Source organism: Pseudomonas sp. SC11 (assembly GCF_047039205.1).
GTDB classification, from domain to species: domain Bacteria; phylum Pseudomonadota; class Gammaproteobacteria; order Pseudomonadales; family Pseudomonadaceae; genus Aquipseudomonas; species Aquipseudomonas boreofloridensis.
Genome location: NZ_CP178183.1, coordinates 4,962,388 through 4,977,227, shown reverse-complemented (window position 1 = coordinate 4,977,227; position 14,840 = coordinate 4,962,388). Strand labels below are relative to the sequence as shown.

Here is a 14,840-nt window from a genome sequence, read left to right as displayed (position 1 = left end):
CTTGCCAAGGGGGTTAGATGATGCGGACCTTGAGCGCGCGGCCCTTGATCTTGCCGCTGTTGAGCCGCTGCATCGCCTGCTTGGCCACCGCCCGCTCCACCGCCACGAAGGCGACGAAGTCGAAGATGGCGATCTTGCCCACTTGCTTGCCCGGCAGCCCGGCGTCGCCGGTCAGCGCACCGAGGATGTCGCCTGGGCGCAGCTTGTCCTTGCGCCCGGCACCGATGCACAGGGTGGTCATCGGCGGCAGCAGGGGCTCGCCACCCTTGTGCTTGAGGCCATCCAGCGGTTCCCAGCGCAGCGGGCGCTTCTGCAAGTCTTCGATGGCCTGGGCGCGATGGCCTTCGGCCGGCGCCACCAGGCTGATCGCCATCCCTTTCTCACCGGCGCGGCCGGTACGTCCGACGCGGTGCACGTGAATCTCGGCGTCGCGCGCCAGTTCGACATTGATCACCAGGTCCAGGCCATCGATGTCCAGGCCGCGCGCGGCCACATCGGTGGCCACCAGCACCGAGCTGCTGCGGTTGGCGAACATCGTCAGCACCTGATCGCGGTCGCGCTGTTCCAGGTCGCCGTGCAGGGCCTGGGCGACGATGCCCTTGGCGGTCAGGTGGATGACCAGGTCTTCGCACTGCTGCTTGGTGAAGCAGAACGCCACGCACGACTGCGGACGGTAGTGACCGAGCACGCGGGTGACCGCCTCCAGGCGCTGCTGTGGATCGATCTCGATGAAGCGCTGCTCGATCTGGCTGTCGCTGTGCTGGCTCTCGACCTTGACCTGCTGCGGCGCGCGCATGAAGTCGGCGGCCAGTTGCTCGATGCCGGCTGGGTAGGTGGCCGAGAACAGCAGGGTCTGGCGCCGCGAGGGGGTCTTGCCGATGATCGCGGCGATGGCGTCGAAGAAGCCCATGTCGAGCATGCGGTCGGCTTCGTCCAGCACCAGGGTGTTGAGGCCCTTGAGGTCCAGGGTGCCCTTGTCCAGGTGCTGCTGGATGCGCCCTGGGGTGCCGACGATGATGTGCGCGCCGTGTTCCAGCGAGGCGATCTGCGGGCCGAGCGAGACGCCGCCGCACAGGGTGAGGATCTTGATGTTGTCCTCGGCCCTGGCCAGGCGGCGCAGTTCCTTGGCCACCTGGTCGGCGAGCTCGCGGGTGGGGCACAGCACCAGCGCCTGGCAGCCGAAGTAGCGCGGGTTGATCGGGTTGAGCAGGCCGATGCCGAAGGCGGCGGTCTTGCCGCTGCCGGTCTTGGCCTGGGCGATCAGGTCCTGGCCCTTGAGGATGACCGGCAGGCTCTGCGCCTGGATCGGGGTCATCGCGGCATAACCCAGGGCATCCAGATTGGCCAGCATGGCGGCGGACAGCGGCAGGGAAGCGAAAGCGGTGGAGTCGGTGGTCACGGGACTGGCCTGCGGTGCGAAGCGAAAAATGCCGCACAGTCTACCAGCCCATGGCGATTCCCCCTACGTTTCCACGTGCTCTTCCGGACGACGGGTACGCCGGCCGTCTGTCGGCGAAAGCTGCAGGAAGATCGCCGCAGCCAGCATCGCCATCAAACCGATGGTCAGGAAGGTGAGCTGGAACGCCCCCAAGGTGGTTTCCACGCCGTCAGCGTTGCCCGAGGCCGTGAAACCACCGAGCAGGGCGCCGGCGCAGGCCACGCCCAGACTCAGCGACAGTTGCGCGACCACCGACAGCAGGCTGTTGCCGCTGCTGGCGCTGACATCGTCCAGGTCGATCAGGGTCACGGTGTTCATGGCCGTGAACTGCAGCGAGTTCACCGCGCCCAACACGCCCAGTTGCACCAGCAGCAGCCAGTACGGCGTCTGCTCGTCGACCAGGCCGAGGCTGGCCAGCATCACGCCGAGCAGCAGGGTGTTGCCGGTGAGGATGATGCGGTAGCCCAGGCGCTCGATCAGCGGACGTGCCACCGACTTGGCCAGCATCGCTGCGGCCGCCAGCGGGATCATGCTCATGCCCGCCTGCGCCGGCGAGTAGCCCAGCGCCACTTGCAGCAGCAGCGGCACCAGGAAGGGCAAGGCGCCGCTGCCCAGGCGGGCGAACAGGTTGCCGAGGATGCCGATGGCGAAGGTGCGCACGCGGAACAGGCTGGGCGAGAACAGCGGCTCGGGGTCGCGTCCGGCGCGCAGCCAGTAAGCGGCCAGGCAGGCCATGCCGGCGAACAGCAACAACATCACCCGCAGGTGCGGCAGGTGCAGTTCGCCCAGGCCTTCCATGGCGATGGTGATCAGCACCATCGCCGCGCCGAACAGCAGGAAGCCTGGGCCGTCGAAGGTGGTGCGCTCGCTGCCGCGCAGGTCCGGGATGAATTTCCACACCGCATAGCAGCCCAGCGCGCCAACCGGCAGGTTGAGCAGGAAGATCCAGTGCCAACTGAGGATTTCCACCAGCCAGCCGCCGACGGTCGGGCCGAGCAGCGGCCCAAGCAGGCCGGGGATGGTGATGAAGCTCATGATCCGCACCAGTTCCGAGCGCGGGTAGGCGCGCAGCACCACCAGGCGCCCGACCGGCAGCATCAGCGCACCGCCCAGACCCTGGATGACCCGCGCGAAGATCAGAAAGCCCAGGCTGTTGGCCGCCGCGCACAGCAGCGAGCCGACGCTGAACAGCAGGATCGCGCCGAAGAAGATGCGCTTGGTGCCGAAGCGGTCGGCGATCCAGCCGGAGGCGGGGATCAGCAGGGCCACGGTGAGCATGTAGGCGATGATCACGCCCTGCATGCGCAACGGGTCTTCGGCCAGCGAGCGGGCCATGGCGGGCAGCGCGGTGTTGAGGATGGTGCCGTCGAGCGACTGCATGAAGAAAGCGATGGCCACCACCCAGGGGAGCCAGCGGGCGGTGGTGGGGTCGAGCGGGGCGCGTTCGGGCATGACGTCCTCTTCTGCCTGTGCCGGCCCTGGCGCGGATCGATCGCGGTGGCGATAGGGCCGGCAGGGCCAATCACAATGTCAATGTCAGTCCTCTGACCAGCGCGCCGGGCAAATGACTCGATCCGGTCTGCCGCTGTCCGTAGGTGCTGGTGGACAGGATCAGCTCGCGCTCGCAGGTCAGCGCTTCCAGACGGTCGCCCAGCAGGTTGTACAGGCTGTCGTCGAAGCGCATGGTGCTCACCGGTCCCTGGATCTGCCCGTCCTCTACCCAGAAGGTGGCGAAGCGGGTCAGGCCGGTCATGCGCGCGGCGGGCAGGTCGGAGTAGTTCAGGTACCACAGGTTGCTGATGTACAGGCCAGTGCCGAGGTGTTCCAGGATGTCCGCCGTGGCCAGCGATCCGGGGGCCAGGCTCAGCGCGCAGGGCGCCTCGTAACTGTCGGCACCGTTGGCCAGCAGGGCGAATTCGGCGGCGCTGCGCGCGCTGGTCAGGCGCTCGAGGGCGCGGCCTTCGCCAATCAGGGTCAGGTCTTGGCGGGGCGAGCCTTCGTCGGAGAACGCTGGGCTCAGCGAGCCGCTGACCTGTTCGGCGACGCTCACCAGCGGGCTGAGCCGGGCATCGCCGTTGTACAGGCGTTGCAGCGGGCTGTTGCCAGTGGCCAGGGCCTGGGCTGAAAAGCCGCCCCAGCCCAGCATGCCGGCGATCTCGTCCATGGCCGCGGGGGCCAGGTAGGCGCGGTAGCTGCCGGGTTCGAGGGTGATGGCCGGGCGACCCAGGTGCTGCAGTTGCTCGCGCGCCAGCCGCAGGCGCGTGGCAAAGGCCTCGGCGCTCCAGGCCTGGCCGGCATAGTTGGCTTTCACCGCCTGGCCGTTGGCGTGGAACAGGCTCCAGTCGAAATTGAAGCTGTTGGCCTGGTGCCAGCCGAAGGCGCCATAGGAACTGGCGAAGCCCCGGCAGAGGGGACCGGCGGCATAGATGCCGACCAGGTCCAGGTCGCCGGCCTGCTGCTCGATCAGCGCCAGCACTTCGTCGAAGTCGGGCAGGGGCTCCTCTTGCACGCTGTGGCTGTGCCAGGCGCGCTCGTCCAGTTTCAGGTAGGGATCGGCGGGCAGCAGCGGCAAGGTCTGGCGCAGTTGCGCCAGCGCGTCGTGCAGGCGTTGGCGGTCGAGTTGCGGGTCGTCGCCCAGGGTGAACTGCTGCTCGGCCTGACGGCCGTCACGCACCAGGCGCAGGCTCGCACTGGCCTGGCTGACATCGCCGGCCTGACGCACCTTGGCCTGGTTGAAGCGCACGAAACGCGACTGTTCGGCGCTGTAGCCAAGGGTGAACTGCTCGCCGGGATGCACGGCGTCGCGCAGGGCGCCGTGCAGGTGCTCGAAGCGATGTCGATACGAAGTGCTCATCAGGCGTCTCCTCCGAATACGTCGATCTGGCGGAACACGCAGGCCGGCGAGGCGTGGCCGACGCGGATGACCTGGTTGGGCTCGCCCTTGCCGCAGTTCGGGGTGCCGAGCACCTGGAAGGTGCTGCGGTCGCCCACCGCCGAGAGGTTGCGCCAGAACTGCGCGGAGATGCCGCGGTAGTTGGGGTTCTTGACCACGCCCTTGAGTTGGCCGTGCTCGATGAGTTGGCCCCATTCGCAGCCGAACTGGAACTTGTTGCGCGCGTCGTCGATGGACCAGGAACGGTTGGTACGCATGAGGATGCCGTGCTCGATGCCCGCGATGAGTTGCTCCAGCGAGTGCTCGCCCGGTTCGATGTTGAGGTTGGCCATGCGGTCGATGGGGGCGCGGTTCCAGCCGCAGGCACGGCTGTTGGCCACGCCGTCGAGGCCGGAGCGCAGTTGCGAGAGGGCGCCGCCCAGCGGCCGCAACAGCGTGCCCTGGCGAATCAGGAACTGCTTGCTGGCGGGTGTGCCGTCGTCGTCGAAGCTGTAGCTGGCCAGCTCTTCTGGCAGGGTCGGGTCGAAGGTGACGTTGAGCAGCGCCGAGCCATATTGCAGATGGCCGAAGTCGCTGGCCTTGACGAAGCTGGTGCCGGCGTAATTGCGCTCGTCACCGAGGATGCGGTCCATCTCCAAGGGGTGGCCGATGGACTCGTGGATCTGCAGCATCATCTGGTCGGGCATCAACAGCAGGTCGCGCACGCCGCTGGGGGTGTTGGGCGCCAGCAGCAACTGCAGGGCCTCGTCGGCCACGCGTCGGGCCGCGCCTACCAGGCCGCAGCGTTCGATGACCTCGAAGCCGCCCTGTTGGCCGAAGTTCTCCCGGCCCAGGGTGCGGCTCTGGCTGTCCTGGCCATCGCTGGCGGTGACCCCCAAGCCGGGGAAGACGAAGCGCTGCGCATGGCGCAACTGCGCACCGGCCGAGTTCAGGTAGGTCTGCTCGACGAGGGTGATGCCCAGGCTTGCCTGCCAGTCCACCAGGCGTGCGTCCTTGGGCACGCTGGCCGATTCGGCGGCCAGCAGCTCAAGGCAGTCGGCCAGGTTGGGCAGGGCCTGCTCGAAGTTGGGCGAGACGTGGTCGTGACGTTGGCTGGGCACCGGCTGCTGGCGCAGATCGAGCAGGTGGTGGCCGGCGATCTGCTGGGCCAGGGCCTCGGCCTGCTCCAGCGCACGTTGCAGTCCGGCTTGCGACAGGTCGGCGGTGGCCGCGTAGGCTTCCACGCCGTTGAGCCGAACGCTGAGCATGGCGCCCTCGTCCTGGCTGAACGACGGTGGCTCGGCGACGTTACGCCGCACCGACAGCGATTGGTGCGCTTGCTTGACGTGGCGCAGCGAAAAGACGTCGGCCGTGCTGCGCAGCCCGGCGAAGCGCTGGCGCAGCAGGGCGCTGGAATCGAACATGCAAGAACCTCCGGTACACGGTGGCTCCCCCTAGAACCACCCCTCGTGCATGCCCAGGCACGTGTCGTCACGTGCCTCGAGCAAGGCGAGCTCAGTATGGCAGCCTGGCACCTCCCAGATCAGAAAATAACGCGCCGCTTGCAATTTGCCCTGATAGAAATCGCGATCGGCTTCAACTTCCTTGAGCAACCCAAGCTCGGCATGGATCGCCTGCTCCAACCAGCGCCAGCCGATCACGCAGTGACCGAACACCTTGAGGTACAGCGCAGAATTGGCCAGCGCAGCCGCCGCCTTGCCCTGGGCCAGATCGCCGAGCAGGGCCAGGGTTGCGGCCTGCAAGCGATTGACCAACTGCTCCAGCGGCTGGCGCAGCGCATCCAGGTTGGGGTGATGGCTGGCACGTTCGGCGGTGGCGGCCATCAGGCGGATCAGGTGCTTGAGCCCGGCACCGCCGTTCTGCGCCAGCTTGCGCCCCAGCAGGTCGAGCGACTGGATACCCTCGGTGCCCTCGTGGATCGGGTTCAGGCGGTTGTCGCGGTAGTACTGCTCCACCGGATAGTCGCGGGTGTAGCCGTGGCCGCCGAGGATCTGGATCGCCAGTTCGTTGGCCTTGAGGCAGAACGCCGATGGCCAGGATTTGACGATGGGGGTGAGCAGGTCGAGCAGTTGCTGGGCCTGCTCGCGAGTGGTTGCATCGGGCGCGGTGTGGGTGTCGTCGAACAGCCGCGCGGCGTACAGCCCCAGGTCGAAGGCGCCTTCCACGTAGGCCTTCTGCATCAGCAGCATGCGCCGCACGTCGGCATGCTCAATGATCGGCACCGGCGGGCTGTGCGGGTCTTTGTTGTCCACCTGACGGCCCTGGGGGCGCTGGCGAGCATAGTCCAGCGAGTACAGGTAGCCGGCGTAGCCGAGCATCACCGCGCCCATGCCGACGCCGATGCGCGCCTCGTTCATCATCTGGAACATGTAGGCCAGGCCTTGGTGCGGCTGGCCGACCAAATAGCCAATGCACTGGCCGTTATCGCCGAAGTTCAGCGCCGTGGAGGTGGTGCCGCGCCAGCCCATCTTGTGGAACAGCCCGGCCAGCGTCACGTCGTTGCGCGCGCCGAGGCGACCGTCGGCATCGACCCGGTACTTGGGCACGATGAACAGGGAAATGCCCTTCACCCCGGCCGGGGCGTCCGGCAGCTTGGCCAGGACCATGTGCACGATGTTCTCCGATAACTCGTGGTCGCCGGCGGAGATGAAGATCTTGTTGCCCTTGAGCCGGTAGCTGCCGTCGCCAACGGGCTCGGCGCGGGTGCGGATGTCTGCCAGCGACGAGCCGGCATGGGGTTCGGTGAGGGCCATGGTGCCGAAGAAGCGGCCGTCGATCATCGGTTGCAGGAACAACCGCTTCTGCGTTTCGTCGCCGAAGCTTTCGATCAGGTTGGCCGCGCCCATGGTCAGGAACGGGTAGGCGGTGGTGCCGGCGTTGGCGGCCTGAAAGTGGGCGAAGCAGGCTTGCGAGACCAGGCTCGGCAACTGCATGCCGCCGACGTCGAAGTCGCGGTTGGCATTGAGCAAGCCCGCGTCGAGAAACGCCTGCACGGCGGGTTTGACCTCCGCGATCAACTCAGCCCGGCCGTCCACATAGCGCGGTTCGTGCTCGTCGCCTTTGCGGTTGTGCGGGGCGAAGTACTTTTCCGCCAGGCTGCGCGCAGTGCCCAGCGCGGCGTCGAAGGTTTCGCGGTTGTGCTCGGCGAAACGCGGGCGGGCGGTCAGGGCCTCGGCATCGAGGACTTCATAGAGTTCGAACGCAAGGTTGCGGCTGCTGAGGAGTTGCTCGGACATGGCGGCATTCCTGGAATCGGGATGCGCCGAGTCTAGTGGCGGTGACTGTTACCGCACAGGCTAATGGATGTGGGTGATAGCGCTTCAAAAGCACGATGGCGGTGCTGGGTCAGGTGGTGCTGCGGGGACTGACAGTTCTGCCAGGTGCCGCCGAGGTTTTGCGACGCTAGTATGCAAAGCACACCGTGGTTGAGATTGGCGCGGATGCGTATGAAGATTGGAGGACGCTCGATGACCTGCTCTGCGCCACTGGTTGCCCACAACACGCCCCGAGTACAAGTCTTTGCAGGGAGACTGACCGTCCGGGAGCTGGCCTATCATCGGCACCCCCTGACCTTGGAACGGACCGATCAGCGCGTCACCCGTCACGGTTATGATCGCCGGGGTTATCTGCAACGCAGTGTCGATCCACGCTTGGCTGAAAGGGGCTTGGCGAATTTCACCTTCCTCAACGATCTTGTCGGCAGGCCAGTGCGCGCTGAGCATGCTGACGCCGGCATTGCTGTGGCCCTCGCCGATGTCAACGGTCGCCCCCTGGTACGGTTCAGTGCGATCGCCTGCGATGCAGGCGGGCACGACGACTACGGCCAGGTGGTCGTGCGTAGCCTGGCCTATGAACCTGCCGGTTTGCCCGGGCGGCCGGTGAGTATCACCGATACCCAAGGGGGCGCAGATCCGCGCATCGTCCAGCGGTTCGTCTACGCCGATGGCAGTGCATCGAAACGTGCGCTGAACCTGGCGGGGCGGTGTGTCGGCCGTTATGACGGTGCTGGACTTGCGCTGCTCGAGGGGGCTGCCCTTACCGGCACACCTATTGCGTTCACGCGGCGGCTTCTTGAGCACGGTGATGATGAGCAGACCACTGCGCACTGGCAAGGGGAGACGGCCAGTGACTGGGACCGGGCGCTGGAATCGGTCGAGTTCGCCTACACGACGTGCGCGGTGGTGGATGCCTGCGCAGCCGTTTCAAGTGTCACCGATGCCGCCGGAAACCGGCAGCGCGTGGCTTGCGACATTGCGGGTCACCTCAAGGCCGCGTGGCTGACCCGCAAAGGGGCGCCGGAACGCGAAATCGTGCGCTCGCTGAGTTACCTGGCCTGTGGCGCCAAAGCGTGTGAGCGCCACGGTAACGGTGTATCGACCCAGTACTTTTACGAACCCACCACACGACGTCAGTCCGGCCGGCGCATCGAGCGGCCAGCCGGCCATGCGCGAGGGGTGAAGGTGTTGCAGGAGGTGCGCTACACCTTCGATCCGGTCGGTAACCTGTTAGGCGAACAGGATCTGACCGACGCTGCCAGCTTCTGGCGAAACCAGAAGGTCGAACCGCAAAAGCGCTTTCGCTACGACAGTCTCTATCAATTGGTCAGCGCTTCGGGGCGCGAGCGCGCCGAGGGCGAGGCTACGCCGGGAACGCCCACCGGCAGCCAGGTTGGCGGAGGTGACCAGACGCTCCTGACTCGTTACACCCGTGACTTCACCTATGATGCGGCTGGCAATTTGACCCGGATGGTGCACCTCGCGCCTGCCAGCAACCATTGCTACGCCGTTGACATGATGGTCAGTGACCGCAGTAATCGCGCGGTACTCGACACAATGGCGAGCTCCCCGGTAGAGGCCGAGGCTTCATTCACCGCGAGCGGGCAGCAGGCCCTGCTGTTGCCTCATCAGCCATTGTGCTGGACGTCGAGCGGCGAACTACGCCAGGTGATTTCGATGCAGCGCGAAACGGCGGATCAGCACGACAGCGAGCACTACCGCTACGACAGTGACGGCAAACGCGTCATGAAGCTCCACACACAGTGGGCCGGAGCCTGCCGGCGCAGGCAGCGCGTCATCTACTTGCCGGGACTTGAGTGGCGTCGTACCGACAGTGGTGCGCGTGTCGAAGAAACGCTGCAGACCCTGACGGTCGGAGAGGGCGGGTACGCCCAGGTCCGGCTGCTGCACTGGAGCAACGATGTTCCTGACGGCCTGCAGAACGATCAGTTGCGCTACAGCTACGACACCCCCTTGGGCAGCAGCCTCCTGGAAATCGACGGCGACGGCCGCCTGATCAGCCACGAAGACTATTACCCCTATGGTGGTACGGCGTTCTGTCTGGCTCGCAATCGTCTTGAAGCGTCCTACAAGACGGTGCGTCATGCCGGCAAAGAGCGAGATTCGACCGGGCTTTATTACTATGGGCATCGCTACTACCAGCCGTGGAGCGGCCGGTGGTTGAGCGCCGATCCGGCAGGTCCGGTGGATGGTTTCAATCTCTACTGCATGGTGCGCAACAACCCTGTTACCCGCCGAGACCCCGACGGCTTGCAGAGTTTCGAGAGCGAGTTCGGACCCACCTTTGCCGCCTTGGACAAGGTCATCGAGTTTCCGGATATCTTCAAGAGTTTGAAGGAAGGGACAGCGTTCATTGGCAATGTCAGTGAGCATTCGCCGGGGCGATTGAGGTTGAAGGTGTTCTGGCAGCAGGAGGTACCCGCCTATCAGCCCATGGCTTCTGAGCGAGAGATTGGTGCGGTGGGCGACGATGGACGTGAACGTCTCGGCCCCGATGCCGAGCTTGCGAGGACGCTTGGCGTCACCGAGCAATTTGCCAAGGACTTGCATCGTAGTGTCTACACCGTGATCGAGGGGGATCAGGAGACACCGTTGGTGAGACACACCATCGATCAGCTTTTTACCCGGCAACAGAAAGGGATCATTTCGACGATTGCTCATCAAGCCCACGCAGCCGAGTTGGCCGTTTTGAGTTATGGCATCGAACCGGCTGGCGGCGCGTTCGATGAGCAGAATCAGTTCCGTGCGTCTTGGGTGCAGGCTCCCGGCGCTGAGCCTGAGCACATCATTCGAAAGCCTTCTTCAGGTGACAGGTCGCTCACCATCACCTCGCGGCAGATCTTCAGCCTCAAGTACACGAGTACCGAGCAACTGGAGGCCGATCTGAGCTTGACTACCGAACAGATGACGGCATTGCGGGTAGAAACTCAGAGCAATGAGATTACCTACCACTATCAGGACGCACATCCGACGATTCAGAAGTTGCAGATTTCCTACGTAACTCCCGTCGCGCCCGTCAGTACCAAACGTTCACTTGCCTCAAAGATAAAATTCTGGCGATCGTCCAGCAAACAGTGAGCAGGCTTGAACGGTGGCCAAACGAAAGCAGGCGCGCCCGAGACGCGCCTGCTTTCATCGACACGCTCGGCCTCAGCCGATGGTCATCAAGCTCGCGTTACCGCCCGCCGCAGCCGTATTCACGCTGACCGCCCGCTCGATCACCAGCCGCTCCAGGGCGATCTGCTGGTCACCGCTGGACAACCCGTGCACGCCGACGATGGCACCGGCACGCTTGGCCACCTGCTGGCACACTGCGCGGAGCTGGTCGGAGTGACCGTGGTGGATGACGGCGTCGAATGCCACGTCATCCTTGGTCCAGTCGGCCACCAGTCTGAGCTTGCCTTGCAGCTCTTTCGGCAGGCGGCTGCGCAGGCCCTTGGCCGGCTCGCCATCGCTGCACAGCGCTGAGCTGCCGACCGCCAGCACCGCTGCGAACTGCGTCAGCAGGTCGGCTTCGTTGTCGGCCAGGCACAGCACGTGCTCGCGGGGCAGCACGCTGTAGGTGTTGCGCTCGCCGGTGGGGCCAGGCAGCACACGGGTAATGCCGCTCTGCGACTGCTCGACGTACTGCTCGCACAGGGCGACCAGCTCAGGCTGGTGGCTGGACGCCCAGGTCTTGAGTGCGTGCAGTGGTTTGAGCAGTTGCTCGTGCAGCGCGTTGTCGGCCTTGCCGTGTGCGTCGGTACGCTGGAAGTGCCGGGCGATGGCGTCGGCCGGGCGGGTCGACAGCAACCGGTACAGGTACAACGGACCACCGGCCTTGGGACCGGTGCCGGACAGGCCTTCACCGCCGAACGGTTGCACGCCGACCACGGCGCCGACGATGTTGCGGTTGACGTACATGTTGCCGGCATTGACCTTGTCCACCACCTTGGCGATGGTTTCGTCGATGCGGGTGTGTACGCCCAGTGTCAGGCCGTAGCCAGAGGCGTTGATCTGTTCGATCAGTTGGTCGATGTGCTTGCGGTTGTAGCGCACCACGTGCAGCACCGGGCCGAAGATTTCGCGCTTGAGCTCGTCGAAGCTCTCCAGTTCGATCAGGGTCGGCATGACGAAGGTGCCACGCTTGCATTCCTCGCCCTCGGCCAGGGCCACCTGATAGACGCTGCGGCCCTTCTCGCGCATGGCCTGGATGTGCTTCTCGATGCCGGCTTTGGCCTCGGCGTCGATCACCGGGCCGATGTCCACCGACAGGCGCTCGGGGTTGCCCATGCGGTTCTGCGCCATGGCGCCTTTGAGCATTTCGATGACCCGGTCGGCGCAGTCCTCTTGCAGGCACAGCACGCGCAGGGCCGAGCAGCGCTGGCCGGCGCTGTCGAAGGCCGAGGACACCACGTCGATCACCACCTGTTCGGTGAGCGCCGAGGAGTCGACGATCATCGCGTTCTGCCCGCCGGTTTCGGCGATCAGCGGAATCGGTCGACCCTGGGCGTCGAGGCGCCCGGCGACATTGCGTTGCAGCAGGCGCGCCACTTCGGTGGAGCCGGTGAACATCACGCCTTTGACCCGCTCGTCGCCGACCAGACCGGCACCGACGGTTTCGCCGCGCCCTGGCAGTAACTGCAGCACGCCCTCGGGAATGCCCGCTTCGAGCAGCAGGCGCACGGCCTGGGCGGCGATCAGTGGGGTCTGTTCGGCGGGCTTGGCCAGGACCGGGTTGCCAGCGGCCAGCGCCGCCGCCACCTGGCCGGTGAAGATCGCCAGCGGGAAGTTCCACGGGCTGATGCACACCACCGGGCCCAAGGGGCGGCAGGCGTCGTTGCTGAAGTCGGTGCGCGCCTGCACCGCGTAGTAACGCAGGAAGTCCACGGCCTCGCGCACTTCGGCGATGGCGTTGGCGAAGGTCTTGCCGGCCTCGCGGATGAGCAGGCCCATCAGCGGTTGGATCTCGGCTTCCATCAGGTCGGCAGTGCGCTCCAGGATCGCCGCGCGCTCGGCCGGCGGGGTGGCCTGCCAGATCGGGGCGGCGTTCAGCGCGCACTGGATGGCGTTGTCGACGTCGGCGACGCTGGCCTCCTGCACATGACCCACCACGTCGCGGTGGTCGGCGGGATTGAGCACGGCCTCGACGGCACCTTCGCTGGCCGTGCAGGCCAGCAGGGGCGAAGCATTCCAGTCGGTGTGCGCGGTGGCCAGCAGGGCGCAGGACAGCGAAGCCAGGCGGTGCTCGTTGGCCATGTCGATGCCGGCCGAGTTGGCCCGCTCGCTGCCATACAGCTCACGCGGCAGCGGGATGCGCGGGTGCGGCAGGCCGACGTTGCCTTCCTGGGTGGCCATGCGTTCGATGCTCAGCACCGGGTCGGCGACCAACTCCTGGATGGAAATGGAATGATCGGCGATGCGGTTGACGAACGAGGTGTTCGCGCCATTTTCCAGCAGTCGCCGCACCAGGTAGGCCAACAGGGTTTCGTGGGTGCCGACCGGCGCGTAGACGCGGCACGGACGGTTCAGCTTGCCGTCGGCGATCTTGCCGACCACCTGCTCGTACAGCGGCTCGCCCATGCCATGCAGGCACTGGAATTCGTACTGTCCTGGGTAATAGTTCTGACCCGCGATGTGGTAGATGGCCGACAGGGTGTGGGCGTTGTGGGTGGCGAACTGGGGGTAGATGGCTTCCGGCACCGACAGCAGCTTGCGCGCGCAGGCGATATAGGAGACATCGGTATAGACCTTGCGGGTGTAGACCGGGTAGCCCTCCAGGCCTTCGACCTGGGCGCGCTTGATCTCGCTGTCCCAGTAGGCGCCCTTGACCAGGCGGATCATCAGGCGGTGGCGGCTGCGCTTGGCCAGGTCGATGATGGCGTCGATCACATAGGGGCAGCGTTTCTGATACGCCTGGATGACGAAGCCGATGCCGTTCCAACCCGCCAGCGACGGCTCGAAGCACAGGCGTTCGAGCAGGTCCAGCGACAGCTCCAGACGGTCGGCTTCTTCGGCGTCGATGTTCAGACCGATGTCGTACTGCTTGGCCAGCAAGGTCAACGACAGCAGCCGCGGGTACAGTTCGCCCATGACGCGTTCGTACTGCGCACGGCTGTAGCGCGGGTGCAGCGCCGAGAGCTTGATCGAGATGCCCGGGCCTTCATAGATGCCGCGCCCGTTGGACGCCTTGCCGATCGAATGAATCGCCTGCTCGTAGGAGGCCAGGTACTTCTGCGCGTCGTGCTCGGTGAGCGCGGCTTCGCCGAGCATGTCGTAGCTGTAACGGAAGCCCTTGGATTCGAAGCGGCTGGCGTTGGCCAGGGCCTCGGCGATGGTCTCGCCGGTGACGAACTGCTCGCCCATCAGGCGCATGGCCATGTCGACGCCCTTGCGAATCATCGGCTCGCCGCTCTTGCCGATGATGCGGGTGAGCGAAGAACTCAGGCCGGACTCGTTGTGGGTGGACACCAGCCGGCCGGTGAGCAGCAGGCCCCAGGTGGCGGCGTTGACGAACAGCGACGGGCTGTTGCCCAGGTGCGGTTGCCAGTTGCCGGTGCTGATCTTGTCGCGGATCAGCGCATCGCGGGTGCCTTTGTCCGGGATGCGCAGCAAGGCCTCGGCCAAGCACATCAGGGCCACGCCTTCCTGGGACGACAGGGAGAACTCCTGCAGCAGGCCTTGGACGATGCCGGCACGGCCGCTGGCGCTTTTCTGATGGCGCAGCTTGTCGGCAAGCCCCGCAGCCATCTTGTTGGTGGCCTCGGCCAGCGGGGCGCTCAGGCGCGCTTGCTCCAGCAGCATCGGTACCACTTCCTGCTCGGGACGGCGGTAGGCGGCGGTGATGGCCGCGCGCAGCACCGATTGCGGCAGGATGCTCTCGGCGAACTCGAGGAAGCATTGGTGCGCGTGGTCGGTCGGCACGTCGCCGGCATCGTCGCCATTGCTGGCGGCCAGGCCGTCGATGTCGTTGGGGTTGGCACCACCCTCGAGCTTCTCCAGGTAGTTGAAGATCGCCTGCTTGATCAACCAGTGCGGGGTGCGGTCGATGGACTGCGCAGCCGCTTTGAGTCGTTCACGGGTCGGGTCGTCGAGTTTGACCCCAAGGGTGGTCGTCGCCATTTCTTATCCTCGTTATTGCCACGGGAGTGGCTAAGCTGGCGGCAAGATTAGCGGGCGGCGTTTGCAGGTGCAACCGGGTGCAACCCGAATTTTTTCTGAAAAAGGTGCAACT

The 14,840-nt window shown here is 65.7% G+C and carries 7 protein-coding genes; 1 reads left to right on the top strand and 6 read right to left on the bottom strand.

What is annotated here, in order from left to right:
* Window positions 1–13 precede the first annotated feature (13 nt).
* From dbpA to ACK2SD_RS22175, 5 genes are all read right to left on the bottom strand, one after another.
* Entirely contained in the window at window positions 14–1,351 is a 1,338-nt protein-coding gene (gene dbpA, locus ACK2SD_RS22195; RefSeq protein ID WP_304484463.1) for an ATP-dependent RNA helicase DbpA, read from the bottom strand.
* Between the two features lie 111 nt (window positions 1,352–1,462).
* The gene (gene mdtD, locus ACK2SD_RS22190) at window positions 1,463–2,890 is read right to left on the bottom strand and encodes a multidrug transporter subunit MdtD (RefSeq protein WP_295486740.1); all 1,428 of its coding nucleotides are present in this window, start codon (window positions 2,888–2,890) and stop codon (window positions 1,463–1,465) included.
* Between the two features lie 70 nt (window positions 2,891–2,960).
* Window positions 2,961–4,292 (bottom strand): TldD/PmbA family protein, encoded by a 1,332-nt coding sequence (locus ACK2SD_RS22185; RefSeq protein WP_295486742.1) that lies wholly within the window; start codon window positions 4,290–4,292, stop codon window positions 2,961–2,963.
* The gene (locus tag ACK2SD_RS22180) at window positions 4,292–5,734 is read right to left on the bottom strand and encodes a TldD/PmbA family protein (RefSeq protein WP_412460856.1); all 1,443 of its coding nucleotides are present in this window, start codon (window positions 5,732–5,734) and stop codon (window positions 4,292–4,294) included. The genes ACK2SD_RS22185 and ACK2SD_RS22180 overlap by 1 nt, the downstream gene beginning before the upstream one ends.
* A 30-nt stretch (window positions 5,735–5,764) precedes the next feature.
* Window positions 5,765–7,567, bottom strand: a complete 1,803-nt coding sequence (locus tag ACK2SD_RS22175; RefSeq protein WP_295486748.1) for an acyl-CoA dehydrogenase — start codon at window positions 7,565–7,567, stop codon at window positions 5,765–5,767.
* Window positions 7,568–7,771: 204 nt separating this feature from the next.
* Between ACK2SD_RS22175 and ACK2SD_RS22170 the strand changes: the two genes are divergently transcribed.
* Window positions 7,772–10,705 carry an RHS repeat-associated core domain-containing protein gene (locus ACK2SD_RS22170; protein WP_412460855.1) on the top strand — a complete coding sequence of 978 codons (2,934 nt, stop codon included), beginning with the start codon at window positions 7,772–7,774 and terminating at the stop codon, window positions 10,703–10,705.
* A 72-nt stretch (window positions 10,706–10,777) separates the two neighbouring features.
* On the opposite strand, the gene putA is transcribed toward ACK2SD_RS22170, so the two are convergent.
* Window positions 10,778–14,728, bottom strand: a complete 3,951-nt coding sequence (gene putA, locus ACK2SD_RS22165) for a trifunctional transcriptional regulator/proline dehydrogenase/L-glutamate gamma-semialdehyde dehydrogenase (protein WP_412460854.1) — start codon at window positions 14,726–14,728, stop codon at window positions 10,778–10,780.
* Window positions 14,729–14,840: the final 112 nt, after the last annotated feature.